Here is a 22,941-nt window from a genome sequence, read left to right as displayed (position 1 = left end):
AGAAGCGGACAAGCGGAGCAAGACATGATGCGAGATGCGGCCAACTTCGAGCCGACGGACAGCCGGGTGACGCGCCCGGCGTTCTGGAACGCCCTTCCCGAGCGCTGGACGAGCGACGTCGAGGAAACGCTGGTGTGCTGCCACGTGCGGCAGGAAACGCACGACGTGAAGAGTTTCTTCTTCCGTTCGCCGCAAGGCCGCTCGTTCTCGTTCGAGCCCGGGCAGTTCCTCACGCTCGAGCTCGACATCGACGGCGAAACGATCAATCGCTGCTACACGATCTCGTCGTCGCCCGCGCGGCCGCACACGGTGTCGATCACGGTGAAGCGCGTGCCGGGCGGCAAGGTGTCGAACTGGCTGCACGACAACCTGCAGCCGGGCGCCGCGGTGCGCGTGCTCGGCCCGGCCGGCGAATTCACGTGCGCACGGCATCCGGCGCGCAAGTACCTGTTCCTGTCGGCCGGCTCGGGCGTCACGCCGCTGATGTCGATGAGCCGCGCGCACCATGATCTCGCGGAGGATCGCGACATCCTGTTCGTGCACAGCGCGCGCACGCCGGACGACATCATCTTCGCGCGCGAGCTCGACCTGATCGCGTCGAACCACACGAATTTCCGCACGTCGTTCGTCGTCGAGCGCGTCGGCGCCCGCACCAACTGGCCGGGCGTCACGGGCTTCCTGACGCTGCCGCTGCTGAAGCTGATCGCACCGGATTTCATGGAGCGCGAAATCTTCACGTGCGGCCCCGCGCCGTACATGAAGGCCGTGCGCGACCTGCTCGACGAAGCCGGCTTCGATCGCAAGCAGTATCACGAGGAAAGCTTCTCGTTCGAAACGCTTGCCGAAACCGCAAGCGACGAATTGCTCGCCGATCTCGCCCCGCTGGCCGACGGCGCCGACACCGACACCGCAACGAAGCAGTACACGGTCAGCTTCGCCAAGAGCAATCGCGAAATTTCGTGCGGCTCGGAGCAGCACGTGCTGGATGCGGCGCGCCAGTCGGGTGTGCGGCTGCCGGCCTCGTGCACGCAGGGCATGTGCGGCACCTGCAAGGTGAAGCTCGTGTCGGGGCAGGTTGAAATGAAGCACAACGGCGGCATCCGCCAGCGCGAGATCGACCAGGGGATGGTGCTGCTGTGCTGCAGCAAGCCGCTGTCGGATCTCGTGATCGACAAGTAGTCGCAACACGCCATCGGCTGCCCGGGCGCGTCGCGTCCGGACAAGCATCCGTCGGAAAACAACGATACCGCGGATTTGTGGTTGAAGAACCTAGAGAGGCAACGCGCACGGTGCGCATATCAAGGAGATCGACCATGAAGCTGTTCGGAAAACTGTTGTGGACCGGCGCACTGTCGGCCATGGTGGCGCTGAGCGCGTCCGCACTTGCCGATACGAAGCCCACGCTGAAGATCGGTTACGTCGAAGGCTGGGACGACAGCGTGGCGACGTCGAACGTCGCGGCGCGCGTGATCGAGAAGAAGCTCGGCTACGAAGTGAAGCTCGTGCCGGTCGCTGCCGGGATCATGTGGCAGGGCGTCGCGCGCGGCGATCTCGATGCGACGCTGTCCGCGTGGCTGCCGGTCACGCACGGCTCGTACTGGGATGAATACAAGGCCAAGGTCGTCGACCTCGGCGCGAATTTCCCGGATGCAAAGATCGGCCTGATCGTGCCCGCCTACGTGAAGGCGAAGAGCATCGACGACCTGAACGCGGAGAAGGGCAGCTTCGGCGGCCGGATCGTCGGCATCGATGCCGGTGCAGGCGTGATGCGCAAGACCGACGACGCGATCAAGAGCTACGGGCTGAACTACACGCTGATGCCGAGCTCGGGCAGCGCGATGACGGCCGAGCTGTCGCGTTCGGTCAATGCGAGCAAGCCGGTGATCGTGACGGGCTGGGCGCCGCACTGGATGTTCGCGAAGTGGAAGCTGCGCTTCCTCGAGGATCCGAAGAAGGTGTTCGGCGGCGCGGAGCACGTCGACAGCGTCGTGAATCCGGGGCTCGAAACGAAGGCGAAGCCGGTGGTCGCGTTCCTGAAGAAATTCCAGTGGAAGCCGGGTGAAATCGACAGCGTGATGCTGGCGATCCAGAACGGCTCGAAGCCGGAAGCAGCCGCCGATGCGTGGATTGCAGCCCATGCGGATCGCGTGAATGCATGGACGGAAGGCGTGCAGTAAGCCGGCAGTGAATCGCCTCGATAACTAGATGAAGAGACAGTCCGGGAAAGGTCGGTAGTAATGCGAAATAATTGCACTGCGACACGACCTTATCCCGGAATTATTTTTTTGATTCTGCAGAAAAGTGCGTAAGTTGTTACACTAGCGCCCTTGTGCGGAGTCATCACAGGAGGAATTGGATGAGTCAGGCAGGACTGCGTGCGAATCGCACCAGTGATGTTGAGGCAACCATCTCACATGATTCGCCGGGCCACACGCTGCATCGTGGCCTGACTTGGAAAGACGCTTTTTGGGTAACGAGCGGCGTGCCGGCAGGCGTGCTGTTCACGATCGGCGGCGTATGCGCGACGATCGGCCAGCCCGCGTGGGCGATCTGGATCGCCGCGATCACGATGGGGCTGGTTCAAAGCGCGACTTATGCGGAAATATCGGGGCTATTTCCCCATAAATCGGGCGGCGCGTCCGTGTATGGCGCGATCGGCTGGGTCCGTTACAGCAAGCTGATTGCCCCGGTTTCCGTGTGGTGCAACTGGCTCGCGTGGTCGCCGATGCTCGCGCTCGGCTGCGGCCTCGCGGCGAGCTATGCGCTCACGAGTCTCTTTCCCGCCGATGCGGCGGTGCTGCACTGGCAGCTCAAGGTTGCGGATCTCGGGTTCATCAAGCCGGGTCTGTCCCTGCGGATCAATGCGACATTCATCATCGCGACGATCCTGCTTCTCATTACGTTCAAGCTTCAGCACAGCGGTGCATCGAAGGCTGCGCGTACGCAGCGCATTCTTGGCATCGCGTCGCTCACGCCGCTGTTGATCGTCGGCATCGTGCCGTTCGTCACGGGCGACGTGCCGATGTCGAACCTGCTCCCGCTGCTGCCGCTCGGTCACGACGCGCACGGCAATCTCACGGCCGCGACGTTCGGCTCGTGGAACGGGCAAGGCGTCACGATGGCGCTCGGTGCGATGTTCATGGCAGGCTGGGCGTCGTACGGCTTCGAGACGGCCGTCTGCTACACGCGCGAATTCCGTGACCCGCGTCGCGATACCGCCAAGGCGATCTTCTGGTCGGGCGCACTGTGCCTCGTCGTGATGACGCTCGTGCCGATGGCGTTCCAGGGCGCGCTCGGCACGCAGGCGATGCTCGATCCGTCGATCGGCGACGGCACCGGCGTCGCGGCCGCGATGGCGAAGATCGTCGGCGGTGGCGCGTGGGTCGCGAATGCGGTCGTCGTGATGCTGATGCTGTCGATCCTGCTGATCGTGATGACGTCGATGATGGGCTCGTCGCGCACGCTGTACCAGGCATCGGTCGACGGCTGGCTGCCGAAGTACCTGTCGCACGTGAACGAGCACGGCTCGCCCACGCGCGCGATGTGGACCGATCTCGGCTTCAACCTCGTGTTGCTGATGATGTCGGACTACATGACGGTGCTGTCGATCTCGAACGTCTGCTACATGCTGTTCGTATTCCTGAATCTTCAGTCGGGCTGGATCCACCGGATGGATCGCGGCAACTGGGATCGGCCGTTCCGCTGCCCGACGTGGCTGCTCGTCGGCGGCGCGATCTGCGGGTATGCGAACCTCGTCTATGTCGGCGCCGGTGCGAACCTGCAGGGCGACGGCACGCTGCGCAACGGGCTGATCGCGATGCTGCTGATCGTGCCGGTGTTCCTGTTCCGCCATTACTGGCAGGACCGCGGCCGGTTCCCCGCGCAGATGCAGCGCGACATGGAGCTCGAAGTGCCGAAGCGCGCGATGTGGCTGAACCTGATGCCTTACGTTGCGCTGGTTGGCGCGGGGCTGACGATCTGGCTGTCGTATTACTTCGCGTGGGTAAAGTGACGCGGTAGCGCACGCGCTGCGGCGCGCGGCGGCTCCGGAAACCGCACCCGGAGCGTCGCGTGGCGCATCGCGCGCAACGCGGCGACAAAAAAGGCTCGACCGGTACCTACCGGTCGAGCCTTTCTCGTTTCTGCCGCGTGCCGAACGCGACGGCTTTCCGCTTACGGAAACACCACCGTCCGGTCCCCGTTCAGGAACACGCGCCGCTCGATGAACGCCTTCACCGCGCGTGCGAGCGTGAGCGATTCGACATCACGCCCGACCGCGAGCAGCTGCTCGGGGCGCAGCGCATGATCGACGCGCTCGACGACCTGCTCGATGATCGGGCCTTCGTCGAGATCGTCGGTGACGAAGTGCGCGGTCGCGCCGATCAGCTTCACGCCGCGCGCATGCGCCTGGTGATACGGCTTCGCGCCCTTGAAGCCGGGCAGGAACGAATGATGGATGTTGATCGCCCGGTTCGCGAGCTTCGCGCTGGTTTCCTGAGACAGCACCTGCATGTAGCGCGCGAGGATCACGAGTTCGGCGCCGCTCGATTCGAAGAAGTCGAGCCACTGCGCTTCCTGCTGCGCCTTCGTCTCGGCCGTGATCGGGAAGTGGCGGAACGGCAGCCCGTGCTGCGCGGCGAGCGGCTCGAAGTCGGGATGGTTCGACACGATGCCGACGATGTCCATCTTCAGCTCGCCCATCCGCCAGCGGAACAGCAGGTCCGCGAGGCAGTGCTCGAGCTTCGACACCATGATCAGCACCTTCGGCCGTGCGTTCACGTCGTGGATCGCCCACTGCATGTCGCCTTGCTGGCCGCCGAGGCTGGCCGCGATCGGTGCGAATTCGTGGCGCAGCGCATCGATCTGCAGCGTTTCATCCGTCGGATGAAAGACGCAGCGCACGAAGAAGCGGTTGCTGAGATCGTCGTCGAACACGTTCAGCGCATCGACATAGCAGCGATGGCGATCGAGAAAGCCGACGACGGCGGCGACCTGGCCGGCCGCGCTCGCGCACGACAGTGTCAGGACGAATTGATCGGGGCGGTGCTCGGCGGTCATGAGACTCCTCGGATGGCATGGGCGCACGTCCGTGCGGCGGCGCACGAAAGCGCCGCGCCGCGCGGGTTGCGGGAGGCTCAAGTAAATCAGGACGATTTCGGGGCGGATAGAACCAACGCGCCGTGTGGCTGGTATCGGCGCGCCAGCACGCGGGGGCGCGGTGCGCCCGTCACGCGCTCGCGCACGCGTCGAGCAGCCAGCGCCGGAACACGTGGGTCGCGTCCGGCTCGGGCCGCTGCGGCGGCCGCACCAGGAAGTAGCCGCGCGACGTGACGACCGGCGCGTCGACGAGCTTCACGAGTTGCCCCGACGCGACGAGTTCGTCGACGAGCGGCGACCAGCCCAGCGCGACACCTTCGCCGAGCAGCGCCGCATGGATCACGAGCGCGTAGCTGTTGAAGGTCACGCCGCGCGCGGCGACGGCCGTATCGAGGCCGTGCGCGTCGAACCAGCCGGACCACGACAGCCAGCGCTCGGGGCGCGTCGGCTGCACGTGCAGCAACGGCAGGGCCGGCAGGTGCTCGGCCCGCGCGACGTGCGGGTGCGCGTCGCGGAACGCGGGCGAGCAGACGGGCGTGACCGATTCCGGAAAGAGCCGTGCGGCGGTGCACGACGGCCAGTGGCCGTCGCCGAACAGGATCGCGATGTCGCCGTGGTCGCGCTGCGCGTCGTAATCCTGTGACGTGACGACGCGCACGTCGACATCCGGCATCACGCGCTTCAGCCCGGCCAGGCGCGGCATCAGCCAGTAGGTCGCGAAGCCGAAGTCGGTGACGATCGTGAGCGCGCCGTGCTCGCGGCGCGCGCGCAGGGTCGCGGTCGCGCCGCGCAGCGTGTCGAGGCTCAGCCGCACGGCTTCGTACAGGCACTCGCCGTCGGCCGTCAGCGTGACGCCGCGCGGGCTGCGCTCGAACAGCGGCACGCCCAGTTCGGCTTCGAGCTGGAACACCTGCTGGCTCACGGCCGGCTGGGTGGAGCCGAGCTCGCGCGCGGCGGCCGTGAAGCTCGCGAGCCGGGCGGCCGATTCGAACGCGCGCAGCGCCTGCATCGACGGTAACGGTTCGGATTTCGACATAAGTCTCTCTAATGGCCCCATAAGGGCCGGACGCCTACCCGCGCGAATTCGGGCGGGCGATAGTGCTTCGGACGGTGCGGTACCTGCGCTTCGCGGCCTGCTTCAAAGCCCGCTTCAAAGCCTGTTTCACGGGCACCGCGCCACGCATTCCGCGATTCTAGCCAGCGCGGCCCGCCCGTGCGGCACTTTCGTCGAGCCGCTTCCGTCATGCCGGACGTCCCGCTGCGCGAGCGGCGCGCCGGTCCATTCGAACACCGTTTTCCCCACGACAGCCGATGACGAACCCGACACCCAACATCCTGATCCTGATGGCCGACCAGCTCACGCCGTTCGCACTGCCGGCCTACGGCAATCGCGTCGCGCGCACGCCGACGCTGGACCGTCTCGCCGCGCAAGGCGTGGTGTTCGACGCCGCGTACTGCGCGAGCCCGCTGTGCGCGCCGTCGCGTTTCTCGCTGCTGACGGGCAAGCTGCCGTCGGGGATCGGCGCCTACGATAACGCCGCCGAATTGCCGGCGCAAACGCTGACCTTCGCGCACTACCTGCGCGCGGGCGGCTACCGGACGATGCTGTCCGGCAAGATGCATTTCTGCGGGCCCGACCAGCTGCACGGCTTCGAGGAGCGCCTCACGACCGACATCTATCCGGCCGATTTCGGCTGGGTGCCCGACTGGGACAGTCCGACCGAGCGGCCGAGCTGGTATCACAACATGAGTTCGGTGCTGGAGGCCGGCCCGTGCGTGCGCACGAACCAGCTCGATTTCGACGACGAGGTCACGTTCGCCGCGAAGCAGAAGCTGTACGACGTCGCGCGCGAGCGCGCGGCCGGGCACGATGCGCGGCCGTTCTGCATGGTCGTGTCGCTGACCCATCCGCACGACCCGTATGCGATCACGCGCGACTACTGGGATCTGTACCGCGACGAAGAAATCGACATGCCGGCCGTGTACCTCGATGCGGCCGAAAGCGACCCGCATTCGCAGCGGCTGCGCTTCGTCTGCGAGAACGACCGCACGCCGCCCACCGACGCGCAGATCCGCGCCGCGCGCCGCGCTTACTACGGCGCGACGTCCTACGTCGACGCTCAGTTCGGCAGCGTGCTGGCCGCGCTCGAACAATGCGGATTCGCCGACGATACGATCGTGATCGTCACGTCCGACCACGGCGACATGCTTGGCGAACGCGGGCTCTGGTACAAGATGACGTTCTTCGAAGGCGGCTGCCGCGTGCCGCTGATCGTGCATGCGCCGGGCCGCTTCGACGCCGCGCGCGTGCGCGGGCCCGTGTCGCACGTCGACCTGCTGCCGACGCTCGTCGACCTCGCCGGCGCCGCGCCGGCCGGCGGCTGGCCCGACCCGGTCGATGGCGCGAGCCTGGTGCCGCACCTGCACGGCACGCCGGCGCACGACGTCGCGCTCGGCGAATATCTGGCGGAAGGCGCGGTTGCGCCGGTCGTGATGATCCGCAGCGGCGACTGGAAGTACGTGCATTGCCCGCTCGATCCCGACCAGCTGTACAACCTGTCGGACGACCCGCGCGAGCTGACGAACCTGGCCGACACGCCGGAAGCGGCCGACGTGCTTGCCGCGTTCCGCGCGCAAGCCGCGCAGCGCTGGAACCTGCCCGAGCTGGACCGGCAGGTGCGCGCGAGCCAGCGGCGCCGGCGCTTCCATTACGCGGCCACGACGCAGGGCCGCATTCAGGCGTGGGACTGGCAGCCGTTCACCGACGCGAGCCAGCGCTACATGCGCAATCACATCGAACTCGACACGCTCGAGGCGATGGCGCGGTTTCCGCGAGTCGGGCGCTGAGCGTACCGCATCGCGATCATTGAGGAACGACGGAGGAAGCGAACCATGAAACGGCAACGCAATGCAGCAATCCGAAGGATCGGCGCGGCGCTCGCCGCCGCCGCGTGCCTGATGACGACGCAGGCCGCGCACGCGGCCGACCCGCAGACGTGCAGCGACGTGAAGATGGCGGCGCCCGGCTGGACCGACATCGATGCGACGAACGCGATGGCAGGCGTCGTGCTGAAGGCGCTCGGCTATCGGCAGGACGTGGCGAACCTGTCGGTGCCGATCACGTACCAGGGGCTCAAGAAAGGGCAGGTCGACGTGTTCCTCGGCAACTGGATGCCCGCGCAGGCGCCGCTCGTGAAGCCGTTCGTCGACGAGAAATCGATCGACGTGCTGCACGCGAACCTGAGCGGCGCGAAATTCACGCTCGCGGTGCCCGATTACGTGGCGGCTGCCGGCGTGCATACGTTCGCCGATCTCGCGCGCTATGCGGACCGCTTCGGCGGCAAGATCTACGGGATCGAGCCCGGCGCGCCCGCGAACCAGAACATCAAGCGGCTGCTGTCCGACCACGCGCTCGGGTCCGCGAACTGGTCGCTCGTCGAATCGAGCGAGACGGGCATGCTCACGCAGGTCGAGCGCGCGGTGCGCGACAAGCGCTGGATCGTGTTTCTCGCGTGGGAGCCGCATCTGATGAACACGAAGTTCCACCTGACCTACCTGTCGGGCGGCGATGCGTATTTCGGCCCGAACTACGGCGGTGCGACGGTCAATACGGTCACGCGTGCCGGGTTCGCCGGCCAGTGCACGAACCTCGCCAGGCTGTTCCGGCAGATGACGTTCTCCGTCGACGTCGAGAACCGGATGATCGCCGACATGCTCGACCACAAGACGTCGGCCGCGCTCGCGGCGCAGCATGCGCTGAAGGCCGACCCGGCGCTGGTCGCCGGCTGGCTCGACGGCGTGACGACGGCGGCCGGCGCACCGGGCCTGCCGGCCGTGCGCGCGGCCCTCGACGGCCGCTGATTTCCTCCCTTCCGGCGGCCGGTTTTTACCTTGCCGCCTGTCTACGTGTTTTCCCGATCCGTCGCATCGTGACCATTTAGTGTCGCCTTCAGACGGGTGACCCGAAATATGGGTTTGTATTTTTCGCCAATGGCTGCGTTATTGCGGAAAACGAAATACCAAAGCCAGCGGGCGTACCGAAATCGAATCCACCGGCGCATCGCGGCACGCGCCGGGACGAGATTCTATCCATCGAACGGTTCAGGGAGGGTGGTCGATAATGAAGCATACGAAAGTTGCCGTAGCCGCCGCGCTTGCATGCGCGGCCTGTATTCCCGCCATTGGCCATGCGCAAAGCAGCGTGACGCTGTACGGGATTCTCGACGCCGGCATCACGTACGTGAACAACACGGGCGGCTCGCACGTGGTCAAGTTCGACGACGGCGTCGCGTACGGGAACCGCTTCGGCCTCAAGGGCACGGAAGATCTCGGCGGCGGCCTGAAGGCCGTGTTCACGCTCGAGAGCGGCTTCCACCTCGGCAACGGGCAACTCGGCTTCGGCGGCGCGGAGTTCGGCCGCCAGGCGTATGTCGGCCTGCAGAACGACTGGGGCACGCTGTCGTTCGGCAACCAGCTCGACATCACGAACGAGCTCGTATCGATCTACAACATCTCCGCGTGGGGCAGCGGCTATGCGATCCACCAGGGCGACTTCGACCGATTCAACGGCGACCGCCTGCCGAACTCGGTGAAGTTCCTGTCGAACGACCTGAGCGGCTTCAAGTTCGGCGCGATGTACTCGTTCGGCAACGTCGCGGGCAACTTCCACCGCAACAGCGCGTGGAGCGCGGGCGCGAGCTTCACGAAGGGCGACTTCTCGATCGGCGCCGCGTACACGCGCCTGAACAACCCGAACGGCATCTATGCGTTCGACCCGTACGCGATGATCGGCACGCACACGTTCCTCGGCCAGCAGACCGTCACCGTCGATCCGGCGACCGGCGCCCGCACCGACCTGTTCTCGAACACTGCGATGGACGTCGACAGCCAGGGCACGTTCGGCATCGGCACCAGCTACACGATCGGCAAGCTGACGCTCGACGCCAACTACTCGTACACGACGATCAAGGGCTTCGGCCAGTCGTCGCACATGCAGGTGTATGAAGGCGGCGGCCTGTACCAGTTCACGCCGGCGCTGAGCCTCATCGCGGGCTACCAGCACACGCGCTTCGAAGGCCACCACTGGAACCAGGGCACGGCCGGCCTGCACTACCTGCTGTCGAAGCGCACCGACATCTACATCTCCGGCGATTACCTGCGCGCGTCGCAAGGCGTCGATGCGGTAATCGGCTACAGCTTCACGCCGTCGACGACGCAGACGCAGGCCGACGTGCGGATCGGGATGCGGCATTCGTTCTGAGCGGGATGGGGTGGGGCAGCGACGTCTTCAGCGAGCGGTCTCTCTTTGGCGCGAACCTCGGTTCGCGCTTTTTTTTTTGCCGGCGTGAGCGGGCACGAAAGCCGTCCGTCCCGTGCCGGCAGCCTGGCCCCCACCGGGGGAGCAGCGCTCGGATGGTATTGACCATTGCCGTCTATAGGCGCTAGCATCGTCCGCATGCTGAATCGCGCCATTTCCCCCTCCTCGTTCATCGGTGCATGTTGTCAGAACATGCCAGGGGGAAGTTGCGTCTAGCGAATTCGCTGAACATTCAAGCAATCGCCTTCCGGCCGCCTGTGATGCAAGACAGGCGGCCTTTTTGTTTTTGGGCCGACACTTTCCAGACGGAGAAACTCGATGCCGCTTGCGCTGTATGACACCTGGTCGCGTACCGTGCGCTCCTTCACGCCTATCCGGGCCGGGCAGGTCGGCATGTATTGCTGCGGCCCGACGGTCTACGACGATGCCCACATCGGCAACCTGAGAACCTACGTGTTCGAGGACCTCCTGCGCCGCGTACTGGAACGCAACGGCTACGCGGTTCGGCACGTCGTCAATATCACCGACGTCGGCCACCTGACGTCGGATGCGGACGAAGGCGAAGACAAGATGGAGAAGGGCAGCCGTCGGACCGGCGAATCGGCATGGGCCATCGCGCGGCGCTACACCGACGCGTTCGTCCGGGACTGGCACGCGCTCAACCTGCTCGAACCGACGGTGTGGTGCCGCGCCACCGATCACATCGCCGAACAGATCGCGTTCATCGATACGCTCGACCGGGCCGGCTACGTCTATCGGACGGACGACGGCCTCTACTTCGACACCAGTCGGCAGGACGACTACGGGTATCTCGCGCGGCTGGACCGCGCGGGGTTGCAGGCGGGCAAGCGGGTGGCATTGGGCGGAAAGCGAAGCATCACGGATTTTGCGTTGTGGAAGTTCAGCCCGGCCGGCGTCAAGCGGCAAATGGAATGGGACAGCCCGTGGGGGCGCGGCTTTCCAGGCTGGCATATCGAATGCTCGGCGATGTCGGCGAAGTATCTCGGGACGTTGTTCGATATCCATTGCGGCGGCGAGGATCATATCGCCGTGCATCACAGCAACGAGATCGCGCAGACGCGGGCGGCCCACGGCACGCAGCTCGCGAACTACTGGATGCACGGGTACTTCCTGACGCTCGACGCCGATACGAAGATGTCGAAGTCGAGCGGCGACTTCGTTCGTCTGCAGACCTTGCAGAGCCGCGGTGTCGATCCGCTCGCGTACCGCTACCTGTGCCTGACGGCCCATTATCGAAGCAAGCTGCATTTCACGTGGGCGTCGCTCGACGCGGCGCACACCGCGCTGAATCGACTGCGGCACCTCCATGCCGGCTGGCCGGACGGCGAGCGGGTCGATGCGGATTTCGCGGCGCGCTTCGATGCCGAAGTGAACGAGGACCTGAACCTGCCGAGGGCGCTCGCGGTGCTGTGGGATCTGGTCAGGAGCAACCTGCCGCCTACCACCCTGAAAGCGACCGTCGACAGCTTCGACGCGGTGCTGGGCCTCGGGTTGCGCGAATGGCGGCCGGTTGCGTTCGACGTTCCGGAACATGTCCGCGGGTTGCTCGGTGAGCGTGAGCGCGCGCGGGCGGACAAGGACTGGGCGCAAGCCGACCGGATCCGGGAAGCATTGAGCGCCGAGGGCTGGAGAGTCGAGGACACGCCGGAAGGGCAACGCCTGTTCGGCATCGCGATGGGTTCGAGCGATACAGGTGGCCTGCCGCGGTAAAGCGCGCGGGCCGCCTTCATCGGAAGATCCTGTAGCCCGGCATCGACCCGGCGGCCGCGATCAGCGTGGCCGCCGGAATCGTCGGCACCCACACCTGCGGCCCGTTTTTCGCGGTTGGCATATCATCGCGATTTGGCCGCGCCTGCACCGTTGTCGCGCGCACGCACCGGCGTGCGCAGTCGCTTCCCGAACGGTACCGGCGCGCAGCGCCGACCGCCGAGACCTCGATGACCGACTCCTTGCCCGACCCCAGTCCTTTATCCCCGTTACCCGTCAACCTGTTCCGCCACGCTCCGTTCCAGCGCTTCTGGGGCACGCGCGTGATGTCTTCCCTGGCTTTCCAGATCCTGTCGGTGGCCATCGGCTGGTACGTCTATGCGCTCACGCACAGTGCGTTCGCGCTCGGTCTCGTCGGCCTCGCGCAGTTCGTGCCGATGTTCGCGCTGACGCTTGTCGTCGGGCAGGTGGCCGACCGCTACGATCGCCGGCGCATCGCGACGATCTGCCAGGGCGTCGAAGCGCTGGCCGCCGGCGTGTTCCTGCTCGGCGCCGCGCAAGGGTGGCTGGCCGCGCCGGCCGTGTATGCACTCGCGGCGATCGTCGGCACGGCCCGTGCGTTCGAGTCGCCGTCGGTGTCGTCGTTGCTGCCGGCCGTCGTGCCGCGCTCCGACCTGCCGCGCGCGACTGCGCTGTCGACGTCCGCGAACCAGGCCGCGCAGATCCTCGGGCCCGCGTTCGGCGGGCTGCTGTATGGTGTCGGCGCGCCCGCCGCGTTCGGCACGAGCGTCGTCGCATTCGCGATCGCGGCGGTGCTGAGCGGCACGATTCCGTTGCGCAGAGCACCGCCCGCCCGCGAGCCGGTCACGCTGCGCTCGGTGTTTTCGGGCATCGCGTTCATCCGGCGCGAGCCGGCGATTCTCGGTGCGCTGTCGCTCGACCTGTTCGCGGTGCTGTTCGGCGGCGCGACCGCGCTGCTGCCGATCTATGCACGCGACATCCTGCAAGTCGGGCCGTGGGGGCTCGGTGCGCTGCGTGCGGCGCCCGCGGTCGGCGCGCTCGCGGGCACGCTGTGGCTCACGCGCTTCCCGCTGAAGGGGCGGCCGGGCCGTGCGATGTTCGGCGGCGTAATCGCATTCGGCATCGCGACGATCGTGTTCGGGTTGTCGCGGCACTTCGCGCTGTCGCTCGTGGCGCTGGCCGCGCTCGGCGCGTCGGACGTCGTCAGCGTCGTCGTGCGGCTGTCGCTCGTGCAACTGCGTACGCCCGACGACATGCTCGGGCGCGTGAGCGCGGTCAATTCGCTGTTCATCGGTACGTCGAACCAGCTCGGCGAATTCGAGTCGGGCGTGACGGCCGCGTGGTGGGGCGCGCCGGCCGCGATCGTCGTCGGCGGCGCGGCGACGATTGCGGTCGCGCTCACCTGGATGCGACTGTTTCCCCAGCTCACGAACATGAAGTCGCTCGAGCGCGACGCGTGACGCGTGACGCGTCGTGCGCCACGCGTACGGTCGCGTCGAAGCCATCAGAAGATCCGGTGCCCGAGCCACCAGCCGCCGGCCGCGAACAACGCGGCCGCGGGCAGCGTCAGCACCCACGCCCACACGATATTGCCGGCCACGCCCCAGCGCACGGCCGACAGCTTCTGCGTCGCGCCGACACCGACGATCGCGCCGGTGATCGTGTGCGTGGTCGACACCGGAATGCCGAGGAACGACGCGAGGAACAGCGTCATCGCACCGCCCGTTTCCGCACAGAAACCGCCGACCGGCTTGAGCTTCGTGATCTTCTGGCCCATCGTGCGCACGATGCGCCAGCCGCCGAACAGCGTGCCGAGGCCCATCGACAGGTAGCACGCGCCGATCACCCACGCGGGCGGCGCATCGGCGGTGGCCGACGCATAGCCCGTCGCGATCAGCAGCATCCAGATGATGCCGATCGTCTTCTGCGCGTCGTTGCCGCCGTGGCCGAGGCTGTACAGCCCGGCCGACAGCAGCTGCAGCCGGCGGAAGCGCCGGTCGACCTTGCTGGGCGCGGTACGGAAATACAGCCACGACACGCCGAGCATGAACAGCGAGCCGAGGATGAAGCCGAGCAGCGGCGAAATGAAGATGAACGCGATGGTCTTCAGCAGCCCGTCGATGTTCAGCGAACTCCAGCCGGACTTCGAGAGCGCCGCGCCGACCAGGCCGCCGATCAGCGCATGCGACGAGCTCGACGGAATCCCGTAGTACCACGTGATCACGTTCCAGCCGATCGCGCCGACCAGCGCGCCGAACACGACGTAATGATCGACGATCTCGGGATCGATCGTGCCTTTACCGACGGTCTGCGCGACTTTCAGGTGGAAGATGAAATACGCGATGACGTTGAACGCCGCCGCGAACACGACGGCCTGCCGGGGCTTCAACACCCCGGTGGACACGACGGTGGCGATCGAATTCGCCGCATCGTGAAAGCCGTTCATGAAGTCGAATACGAGCGCGACGAGCACTAGCGTCGCGACCATCCAGAGGGCGAGTTGTATCGAATGCATCTTGTTGATTCGCTCAGGCGTTTTCCAGCACGATGCCTTCGACGATGTTCGCGACATCCTCGAATTTGTCGGTAATGCGTTCGAGCAGGTCGTAGACGCCCTTCAGCTTGATGAGCGTCTTCACGTCGATGTCGTCGCGAAAGAGTTTCGATATCGCGGATCGCAGCACGCGGTCGGCACGGGTTTCGAGCGCGTCGATCTCTTCGCATGCCTTGAGGATCTGCGCCGACTGCTTCATGTCGGACAGCCGGTTCACCGCGATTTGTGCCTGCAGCGCCGCCTGCACGACGATGTCCGCGAGTTCGCTGGCCTCCTCGGTGACGGACTTCAGGTCGTAGACCACGACGGTGGTCGCGACGTCCTCCATCAAGTCGAGGATGTCGTCCATCGTCGTGACCAGCTTGTGGATTTCGTCGCGATCGAGCGGCGTGATGAACGTCTTGTGCAACAGGTCGATCGCGTCGTGCGCGACCTTGTCGCCGGTTCGTTCGGTGGTCTGGACGTTGGCCATGGCCAGCTCGGCATCGTCGAGATTGTCGAGGAGCATCTGAACCTCGCACGCGGCCAGGACGATGTGCTGCGCATGCGTGTCGAAGAGGTCGAAAAACCGGTTTTCGACGGGGAGGAAGCGTCCAAGCATGGATTCTCCGGGGAAAAGGTGGGCGGGATGGCGCGGATCAGGCTGCGCACGGGTGGCACAGCGTGCTGTTGCCGAATGCGACGTGCCGGCGTTCGGCGAGGGCCCGCAAGTCCAGCGGCCGCCGGTTGACGATCGTGCTGGCGTGCCCGGCCGACAGGTCTGGATTGACGAAGTACATCAGCGACTTGCGCCGGGCGCGCGTGCGCGGGCGTTCGACGGCATGCTGCATCGCCGGCACTTCGCCGTCGGTGAGCGCCTCGAGGAGCGAGCCGGCCAGCACGATCATTTCGTCGGGCCGCGGCAGCGCGGAAATCGGCGACGCATCCGGCAGCAGGATCAAGCCGGGTGCGGTCGGCCGGATGAACGACAGCAGGTGGCCGTCTTCGTGCGGATCCTGCAGGTATGCACGGTCGTGGCGGCCGTGATGCTGCTCGTACGCGCAGAACTGCAGGCACGAGCTGTGCCGGACCGGCGGCTGCGGCGTGCCGCCGAGGTTGTCGCATACCGCGTCGAGCAGATCCTGCGCGATTGCGCTGATGCAGGCTTCGTAGGCGGCCAACTCGCGGTAGAACGTCGACTTCACCAGCGGAAAGCCGCGATGCGCGTCACGCCGCGCGACCCAGTAGCAGAATCGGTCGCACAGATCAGGCCGGTCGGGCGTATGCGAGTATTCGAGCCCGAACGGCAGGAAGCCGTCGGTCTGGTCCGGAAACGAGAACGCGAGCTTTTGCTTGCGATCGAGCTGGTCATAGGCTGCCGCGAGCCGGTCGAAATGCATGAGCAGCGCGTACGGCATCTTGAAGTAGACGTAGCTGTCGCGGATCAGGCGGCTGGCGTGGAGTTTCATACGGTTTTGCATGGTGTTCTCCCGGTACATCGGACATGGCGTTGCGCCGAACGGCGGGCATTGCCGCGTTGCCGGCACATGAGAAGGCGGGGCGTGGTGTGCGCGATCCGGCCGGCGTCATCGCGGAACGCGTAACGGAGCCGCGGCGGAACGACGCAAATGACGCAGGAGGAGGTGGCGACGCGGGCGAGCGTCCTTGCGGCCGTCGTGGACGAGCCTGGGTAGCCGGTTCGGCTGAGCGGAGATATCGAGTCGTGTCATGCGTGCTCCAGGCGCCGGACGGCACACGGCGGGAGCGTCATGACGTCAACGACGGACGAGCGCTTCCCGCCGCGCCGTGCCGGGCGCGATCGGCTGATAAGAGGCTGGGAGTCGGGTGTTCGCCGGCATGGCGTGCAAACGCGCGCCGGCGCAGCTTAATCGGCTAGGGTCGTCGTCCATTTCGAACTCCTGTCTATTTGCGCAACACGTGCGTGACCCTGGGCTGCGCACGCGCGAGCATGCGGCCGGACACACGCACGCGACGCGGGTCACGTACGGACGCCGCCCAGGTGTCGAGCGGCGATTGAATCGTCGAGTACGGGAGCTTCGGATCGACGGCATGCCGATCCTGAAAGACACCGCATCCTGCTATCCCGGGATGCGGCAGAAGACAAGGCTCTGCGAAGCTTCCTCAGGCGGCAGTCAGGTTGGTACAGGACCAACTACAACTCGCATCGGTAGGCACAGAAGCCTCCATGAATGAAAACGAGTGCGATGTTAAGAGGGAATCGCGCGGCGCGTCAATCGAAAACTTCGCACGCGTTTTACGCGGCTTTGCCGGCAGGTTGCCCGGCTGCGATCGGGTGCTGCCTGCGATGTGCCGAAACAATTTCGGGACAGCGGGCGGCACCCGGCCGGCAGGCCCGGCGGAACGGCGTCACGCGGTTCGCCGGCGTCGGGCATCATGTCGGTTCGACGACGACGGCCGTGCCGTAGCAAATGACTTCGGTCACCCCCGACCCGATCTCGGTCGAGTCGTAGCGCATCGCGACGATCGCATTCGCGCCGAGCTTGCGCGCATCCGCGAGCATCTTGTCGAAGGCGTGCTGGCGCGCCTTCTCGCACAGCGACGTATAGAGCGTGATGTTGCCGCCGAAGATCGTCTGCAGCGATGCGCCGAACGAGCCGACGATCGAGCGCGAGCGCACGATGATGCCTTGCACTACGCCGAGCGAGCGGACGGTCGTGTGGCCGGGCAAGTCGAAAGCCGTCGTGACGCGAGCGGGCGACAGATCGTCGAAGGAGTGGTTGATATCGGTCATGGCGGAACCTGGGTAGCGGAGTGGTCGATCGACGATTCTATCCGGATGCGCGCACTAAGCTGGCGGTGAGCCTTTCGCGGTATCGCGAGGCTGCCGGTCAAACAATCGAGAGGTGGGCAGTGTTTAACGAATGTATCAACGCGTTCTGGCAGCAGAAGTTTTCGGGAGACCGATGCATTTACGATGCTGACGATCTGCAGATCGCCGTCAGTTCCGCGCTCGACGACGAGCAGGGCATGATCCTCGTGCCGACCGACGGAAAAAAACGGATCGTCGTGCAGGAGAAGGTTGCGTGCACACTGCGTCTGGACGAACCGGGTGCGTGGACAATGGCCGCTTTCGTCGATCGCCTGTCGTCATCGGGTGGCGGCCTGTGCGGCGCGGACAATCTTTTCTACTATTCCGCGCCGGCCCTGGCCGATCTGCCGAATCACGCGATTCCCGCGACGGTCAGGGCGTTGACGCCGGCGGATCGACCGGCATTCGACGCATTCACCGCCGCGATGCCGGCGAAGGACTTCGATACGGCCAGCGTCGAGCTCGATCATTGGCGCGTGTTCGGTGCATTCGAGCAGGATCGGCTGGTATGCGCGGGCAGCGTCTACGCGTGGTGGCATTCCTGCCTGGCCGACATGGGCGTGCTGACGCTGCCGGAATCCAGGGGCAACGGCCACGCGCGCGGCGTCGTGCGCGCGATGAGTGTCGCGGCCTGTCGCGAAGGGCTGGAGCCGCAGTACCGGTGCCAGCTCGACAATCAGGCTTCCGCGGCGGTTGCGCGGGCGGTGGGCATGCGTCTCTATGGGACGCTGGACGAGATCATCTGAATCTGACCGGGGGCGCCGGAAAGGAAGCACATACCGCCACTTCCTTCCCGGCCGCACGCCGTCAGGGCTTCACGGCCGTGCCGCCATCCCCGCCGAGATCGACCGCGTAGGCCAGCGCCAGCTTGCCGAACTTCAACGCGTGATTCGCCTGCCGATCCGAATTCTCCAGCGTGTCGTTCACGGTGTGGATATACGGACTGTCGTTCTGGTCGGCCTCGAACGGGAACGACGCCGGATACCCTTGCGCATTCCACGACGCGTGATCCGAGCACGCATACCCGCACTGCGACGTGCCGATCGCGAGTTCCGGCAGGTAGGTCTTCGCCAGATTCGTCAGGTAGGTGTTCTGCGACGCGTTCGTGTAGTCGGCGATCAGGTAGATGTCCTTCGGATCGCCCTTGTAGTTCGTCATGTCGAGTTGCAGCACGCCGACCACGTTCGCGTTCTGCGCGCGGAACTGCTTCGCGATCGCTTTCGAACCGAGCAGGCCGGCTTCCTCGGCCGCGTACCCGACGAACTTGATCGTCCGCTTCGGCCGATAGTTGTTCGCCAGCAGCACGCGCAGCGCTTCGGTGAGACTGGCGATGCCCGACGCATCGTCGTCCGCGCCTGGCGAGCGCGTGTTCTCCGTCGTGCGGCCGACCGTCGAATCGAGGTGGCCGCCCAGCACGACGGTGCCCGCGGCCGGATCGCTGCCGCGAATCGTCAGGATCACGGATTTCTGCGGAAAGCCGGTGTGCGCGAACTGTTCGACGGTGATGTCGGCGCGCGAGCCCGCCAGCTGCTTCCACTGCAGTGCGAGCCAGTCCGATGCGGCGACGCCGTGCGACGTCGTGTAGTAGCGGTTCGTGAAGCCGGACAGCGACGTGATCGTGCCGACGATGTTGCTGGCCTGCAGCTGCTGGACCCACGCGCCGATCTGCGGCGCGTTCGATACCTTGTACACGGAGGCGGCGGCCTGTTTCGCGAGCGTCGGCGGCAACGGCTGCAGCGCCTGGCGCGCTTCGTCGAACGAGTCGTGCACGACATAGCCGGGCCCGTGGCCGCGCGCATGGTGGACGGCGTGGGCCAGCTCGCCGAGCCGTGAATCGTCGATTTCGACGACGTGAACGGTTTCGCGACGCGCGACGCCGTCGGCCGTCTTGCCGGCGTCGAGGGTCGTGCTGTATTGCGCGGTGGCGCCGGCGTCGATGCGTTGCAACTGGCGGAACGCCGCGTCGCCGAGTGTGATCCACACCGGCGTCGCGTGTGCTACGGCGGTCAGCAGCATGCCGCCCAGCGCGGCGCTCAGGCGGGTCAGTTTCAGAGTAGGCATGTTCGATCTCGTGAGGATGGCGATGTCGAGGAAGAGGGCGCGCCGCAGGTCGTGCGAGGCGCCCCCGCCTGCTGCGGAATTACGACTTCTTCGGTACGGTCACGCCGTACGTGCAACTCTGGTTGTACGCATTGCCGATCGCGGTCAGCTGCGCGCTGCTGTAGCCGAGCGCGGACGCTGCCGTCAGCACGGCCTGCGCGGCGGCCTTCTGGTTGGTCGAGCTGTTGGTCATCGACAACCCTTTCAGGAACGCCTTGTCCATCGCCTGCGCACCGATCGCATCGCGCGCGACGAGGTTGCACGACGCCCAGTACTGGCCGGCCGTATGGATCTCCGCGCCGCGTGCCTGCGCGTAGGTGCGCCCGACGTTCCAGTTGGTCACGCGGCCGCCCCAGAACTCGTTGTGGCCGTCCCAGTTGTAGACCCAGTGGTATTGCGCATCCGACGGGCTCCACTGGTTGAAGTCGCGGCTGTACGCGGCGGCGAGATAGTCGCCGGTGCCTTCCGACAGCCCTTCCTGTTGCGACAGGCCGCCGTTCGTCACCCAGTCGTGGATGCCGTGGCCGAGCTCGTGGATCACGACGTCCGCATCCTCCGCATCGTCGACGCCGCCTTGCCCGAAGGTCAGCCGGCCGCTGCTCGACGAGTACGACGAGTTGTCGTCGCCCGATTCGCCGTGCGGGTCGTACTGCACGCCGCCGGTGTACTGGTACGGCATCGCCTTGATGCCGAGCGTCTGGTTCACGTAACGCAGGAACGTGTCGATGTGGTAGTACACGTTCACGGCCTCGAAATACAGGTTGCCGCGCGTGAACTCGAAAGCGGGCGTCGACTGCACGGGGCACGCCTTGTCGAGCGGCGCGTCGAAATCGATGCACGACGCGTACGGGCCCGTCAGCGTGTAGCGCCCGCCCGACTGCGCGAGATCCTTCAAGGTCACGCGCACGCGTGCAGCGGTGAGCTGCGAAGAGTCAGCGTCGTTGCTGTCCTTGAATCCCGTGCTGCCGTAGCTGCTCCTGGTCGGCGACAGCGGGTCGGGCCGGAACACGAAGCCCGTGCCGTCGGTCGCATAGAACGCCTTGTCCTCGGCGCGCAGCACGTCGCCGCTGCCCGCGTCGATCAGCAGCTCCCAGTCGCCTTTCGGGCCGTCGTTCGGGCGGCCGCGCACTTTCCACGCGGTATGCGTGCCGGTCTTGTCGACGAACGCGACGAGCTGCGCATCCAGGTTCGTGAAGCCGCTCACGCCGAGATACGCGCGGGCGCGATCGAGCGCCTGCTGCTGGTCGACGGCCTGCGACTTGCGCGACGTCGCGACCACGCCGTTGATCGTGTTGCTCGCGACGTACAGGATGCGGCCGTCCTTCGCGACCGTTACCGCGATATCGCTGCCGTACACGGGCAAGCCGGCTGCCTGTTGCTGCAGGCGCACGACGGTGAAATCGGCATCGTTGCGCTCCGACGTGACGACGAGGCTCGCGAGCGCGGTCGCATCGAGCCCGAGCTGCGCGGCCTGCGACGCGACGAAGTCGCGCGCGGTGGCGGCGGGCGTCGTGGCGGTCTTCTTCGCGCGATACGCGGGGTTGTACAGCGTGACGGCGACGCCGTCCGCGCGGAACTGCCCGGCTGCCGTATCGGCCTTGGCGGCCGGCGGCGCGACGCCGCGCGTCAGGCTTTCGCGCAGGCTCGTTGCTTGCGGGTTCGAGACTTTCGTATCGGCCGCGGTGCCGCCGACGATGCCGAAACCGAGCGCGAGACCCAGGGCGAGCGGCAGTGCTTTGCGTGATGTCTGCATACGTGATCCTCATCTCAACGGTTGGATACGCCCGCGCGTTCGTGGCGCGCAGGCACGACACGGCCCGCGCGCCGGCGCGATGGCGCCGGTGCGGCGAAGCGGTGTTGGGAGCGTCGACTGACTAAGGAACCCTAAATGTCAGGTCGAAAAGAAACAGGCAGGCGAAGAGGGGGAGAAGCGGGAGAAGAAGCGAACGGCAGGCAGGTGCGGCGACGGCGAAGCGAGCATCGTCATGTCATACCCCTCGGATCGGATCGATATCGGTGGCAGCCCGCATGGCGCGACGCACGTCGCGATGCGGCATGCATGTCGTTAGGCTGCCTATCTAACTTTTTTTGGTATGTTACAGAATATTTTCAACGACATTCCAATTTATTTTCGACGACCGCTTCGGTCCGTCGATCAATCGCCGGCATTGTTCAGCAAGCGGCAGGAATCGCTGCCCGAACGCACAATTCCGCGCCGGATTGTGTGTGAAACCGGCGACGATCAGCGCGTCGCGCGCCGGTCGTTGCGCGGGCTCAGCCCGAATCGCGTGCGATACGTGCGCGAGAAATGCGACGGCGATTCGAACCCGCACGCGACGCAAACCGACGTGATGCTCATGTCCGTCTGCTGCAGCAGTTCACGCGCGCGATCGAGGCGCAGGTTCAGGTAGAAGTGCGTCGGCGTGTCGTTCAGCGTCGCGCTGAACAGCCGTTCGAGCTGGCGGCGCGTGATCGACACCTCCTGCGCGAGTGCATCGGAGCCGAGCGGGGTTTCCATGTGCCGCTGCATCGTGCCGATCACCTGGATCAGCTTGCGGTTGTGCACGCCGTAGCGTGCGGCGATCTCGAGCCGCTGGCTGTCGGAGCGCTGCCGGATCCGGCTGACGACGAACTGCTCGGAGATCGCCGCCGCGAGATCGGCGCCATGCCGCCGCCCGATCAGGTCGAGCATCATGTCGATCGACGCGGTGCCGCCCGCGCACGTGATGCGCCGGTCGTCGATCTCGAACAGCTCCTGCGTCGCGTTCAGCCCGGGGTAGCGTTCGCGGAACGCGGCCAGTGCTTCCCAGTGCAGCGTGAGCGGCTGCGATGCGTCGAACAGCCCGGCTTCCGCGAGCACGAAGCTGCCCGTGTCGATACCGCCGAGCGTTGCACCATGACGGTGCTGGCGGCGCAGCCAGTCGCCGATCGCGCGGGTGTAGCACACGAGCGGATCGAAACCCGCGACGACGAACACCGTATCGACCTTGTCGACCTCCGCGCACGCGGCCTCGGCGGCGACCGGAATGCCGTTGCTCGCGGCGACGGGCGCGCCGTCGGCGCTGATCACGTGCCAGCGATAGAGCTCGGTGCGAAAGCGGTTCGCGACGCGCAGCGGCTCGACCGCGGACATGAAGCCGAGTGCGGAGAAGCCGGGCAGCAGCAGGAAATGGAAATCCTCGGGCATCGGGGCAAGAGATGGAATCGTGTAGTCGTCGTCGCGCATCGTGCGCGGCAGCGAGCGGACGGGCAGGCGCCGCGGCTGGCTCGCGCGCGGAACGGTCAGCGGGAGAT

18 protein-coding genes are annotated in these 22,941 nt (G+C 66.1%); 9 read left to right on the top strand and 9 right to left on the bottom strand.

Annotated features, from left to right (window positions below):
• Positions 1-24: 24 nt before the first annotated feature.
• The 3 genes from QZM35_RS17020 to QZM35_RS17010 all read left to right on the top strand — a co-directional run bounded on the left by QZM35_RS17020 (position 25) and on the right by QZM35_RS17010 (position 4,012).
• Positions 25-1,179, top strand: a complete 1,155-nt coding sequence (locus QZM35_RS17020; protein WP_089426842.1) for a hybrid-cluster NAD(P)-dependent oxidoreductase — start codon at positions 25-27, stop codon at positions 1,177-1,179.
• A gap of 134 nt (positions 1,180-1,313) precedes the next feature.
• Complete coding sequence (locus QZM35_RS17015; protein ID WP_089426843.1) at positions 1,314-2,177, top strand: glycine betaine ABC transporter substrate-binding protein; 864 nt, start codon at positions 1,314-1,316, stop codon at positions 2,175-2,177.
• Positions 2,178-2,356: 179 nt separating this feature from the next.
• Positions 2,357-4,012 (top strand): APC family permease, encoded by a 1,656-nt coding sequence (locus QZM35_RS17010; RefSeq protein WP_089426844.1) that lies wholly within the window; start codon positions 2,357-2,359, stop codon positions 4,010-4,012.
• A gap of 161 nt (positions 4,013-4,173) precedes the next feature.
• Here the strand turns inward: QZM35_RS17010 and purU are convergent, their stop codons facing one another.
• Both purU and QZM35_RS17000 read right to left on the bottom strand, forming a co-directional pair.
• Positions 4,174-5,058, bottom strand: coding sequence for a formyltetrahydrofolate deformylase (gene purU / locus QZM35_RS17005; protein WP_089433120.1), 885 nt, complete (start codon positions 5,056-5,058; stop codon positions 4,174-4,176).
• Positions 5,059-5,227: 169 nt separating this feature from the next.
• The gene (locus QZM35_RS17000; RefSeq protein WP_089426846.1) at positions 5,228-6,133 is read right to left on the bottom strand and encodes a LysR family transcriptional regulator; all 906 of its coding nucleotides are present in this window, start codon (positions 6,131-6,133) and stop codon (positions 5,228-5,230) included.
• Positions 6,134-6,408: 275 nt separating this feature from the next.
• On the opposite strand from QZM35_RS17000, the gene betC reads away from it, so the two are divergent.
• The 5 genes from betC to QZM35_RS16975 all read left to right on the top strand — a co-directional run bounded on the left by betC (position 6,409) and on the right by QZM35_RS16975 (position 13,623).
• The gene (gene betC / locus QZM35_RS16995) at positions 6,409-7,944 is read left to right on the top strand and encodes a choline-sulfatase (RefSeq protein ID WP_089426847.1); all 1,536 of its coding nucleotides are present in this window, start codon (positions 6,409-6,411) and stop codon (positions 7,942-7,944) included.
• A gap of 45 nt (positions 7,945-7,989) precedes the next feature.
• Positions 7,990-8,958: a choline ABC transporter substrate-binding protein gene (gene choX, locus QZM35_RS16990; protein ID WP_301776426.1), complete on the top strand. Its 969-nt coding sequence runs from the start codon at positions 7,990-7,992 to the stop codon at positions 8,956-8,958.
• 259 nt (positions 8,959-9,217) lie between these two features.
• Positions 9,218-10,357 carry a porin gene (locus QZM35_RS16985; protein ID WP_089426849.1) on the top strand — a complete coding sequence of 380 codons (1,140 nt, stop codon included), beginning with the start codon at positions 9,218-9,220 and terminating at the stop codon, positions 10,355-10,357.
• Positions 10,358-10,732: 375 nt separating this feature from the next.
• A complete protein-coding gene (gene cysS / locus QZM35_RS16980; RefSeq protein ID WP_301776425.1) occupies positions 10,733-12,145 on the top strand; it encodes a cysteine--tRNA ligase in 1,413 nt (470 codons plus the stop codon).
• Positions 12,146-12,372: 227 nt separating this feature from the next.
• Positions 12,373-13,623: an MFS transporter gene (locus QZM35_RS16975; RefSeq protein WP_301776424.1), complete on the top strand. Its 1,251-nt coding sequence runs from the start codon at positions 12,373-12,375 to the stop codon at positions 13,621-13,623.
• Positions 13,624-13,667: 44 nt separating this feature from the next.
• Here the strand turns inward: QZM35_RS16975 and QZM35_RS16970 are convergent, their stop codons facing one another.
• The 4 genes from QZM35_RS16970 to QZM35_RS16955 all read right to left on the bottom strand — a co-directional run bounded on the left by QZM35_RS16970 (position 13,668) and on the right by QZM35_RS16955 (position 17,469).
• The gene (locus QZM35_RS16970; protein ID WP_301776423.1) at positions 13,668-14,678 is read right to left on the bottom strand and encodes an inorganic phosphate transporter; all 1,011 of its coding nucleotides are present in this window, start codon (positions 14,676-14,678) and stop codon (positions 13,668-13,670) included.
• Positions 14,679-14,691: 13 nt separating this feature from the next.
• Positions 14,692-15,318: a DUF47 domain-containing protein gene (locus QZM35_RS16965; protein ID WP_301776422.1), complete on the bottom strand. Its 627-nt coding sequence runs from the start codon at positions 15,316-15,318 to the stop codon at positions 14,692-14,694.
• 37 nt (positions 15,319-15,355) lie between these two features.
• Entirely contained in the window at positions 15,356-16,165 is an 810-nt protein-coding gene (locus QZM35_RS16960; protein ID WP_301776421.1) for a 2OG-Fe(II) oxygenase family protein, read from the bottom strand.
• A 944-nt stretch (positions 16,166-17,109) separates the two neighbouring features.
• Positions 17,110-17,469: a YbjQ family protein gene (locus QZM35_RS16955; RefSeq protein WP_301776420.1), complete on the bottom strand. Its 360-nt coding sequence runs from the start codon at positions 17,467-17,469 to the stop codon at positions 17,110-17,112.
• 20 nt (positions 17,470-17,489) lie between these two features.
• On the opposite strand from QZM35_RS16955, the gene QZM35_RS16950 reads away from it, so the two are divergent.
• On the top strand, positions 17,490-18,293 hold the full coding sequence (locus tag QZM35_RS16950) for a GNAT family N-acetyltransferase (protein WP_301776419.1): 804 nt from the start codon (positions 17,490-17,492) through the stop codon (positions 18,291-18,293).
• 61 nt (positions 18,294-18,354) lie between these two features.
• On the opposite strand, the gene QZM35_RS16945 is transcribed toward QZM35_RS16950, so the two are convergent.
• The 3 genes from QZM35_RS16945 to QZM35_RS16935 form a co-directional block, all read right to left on the bottom strand.
• The gene (locus QZM35_RS16945; RefSeq protein ID WP_301776418.1) at positions 18,355-19,608 is read right to left on the bottom strand and encodes a M20/M25/M40 family metallo-hydrolase; all 1,254 of its coding nucleotides are present in this window, start codon (positions 19,606-19,608) and stop codon (positions 18,355-18,357) included.
• 79 nt (positions 19,609-19,687) lie between these two features.
• The gene (locus QZM35_RS16940; RefSeq protein WP_089426852.1) at positions 19,688-21,400 is read right to left on the bottom strand and encodes a M36 family metallopeptidase; all 1,713 of its coding nucleotides are present in this window, start codon (positions 21,398-21,400) and stop codon (positions 19,688-19,690) included.
• A gap of 489 nt (positions 21,401-21,889) precedes the next feature.
• Positions 21,890-22,834, bottom strand: coding sequence for a GlxA family transcriptional regulator (locus QZM35_RS16935; RefSeq protein ID WP_089426853.1), 945 nt, complete (start codon positions 22,832-22,834; stop codon positions 21,890-21,892).
• Positions 22,835-22,941 lie beyond the last annotated feature (107 nt).

This window comes from Burkholderia sp. AU45274 (genome assembly GCF_030482505.1).
Taxonomy (GTDB): Bacteria; Pseudomonadota; Gammaproteobacteria; order Burkholderiales; family Burkholderiaceae; genus Burkholderia.
The sequence above is the reverse complement of the archived record's forward strand: the minus strand, read 5'-3'. Positions and strand labels throughout refer to the sequence as shown.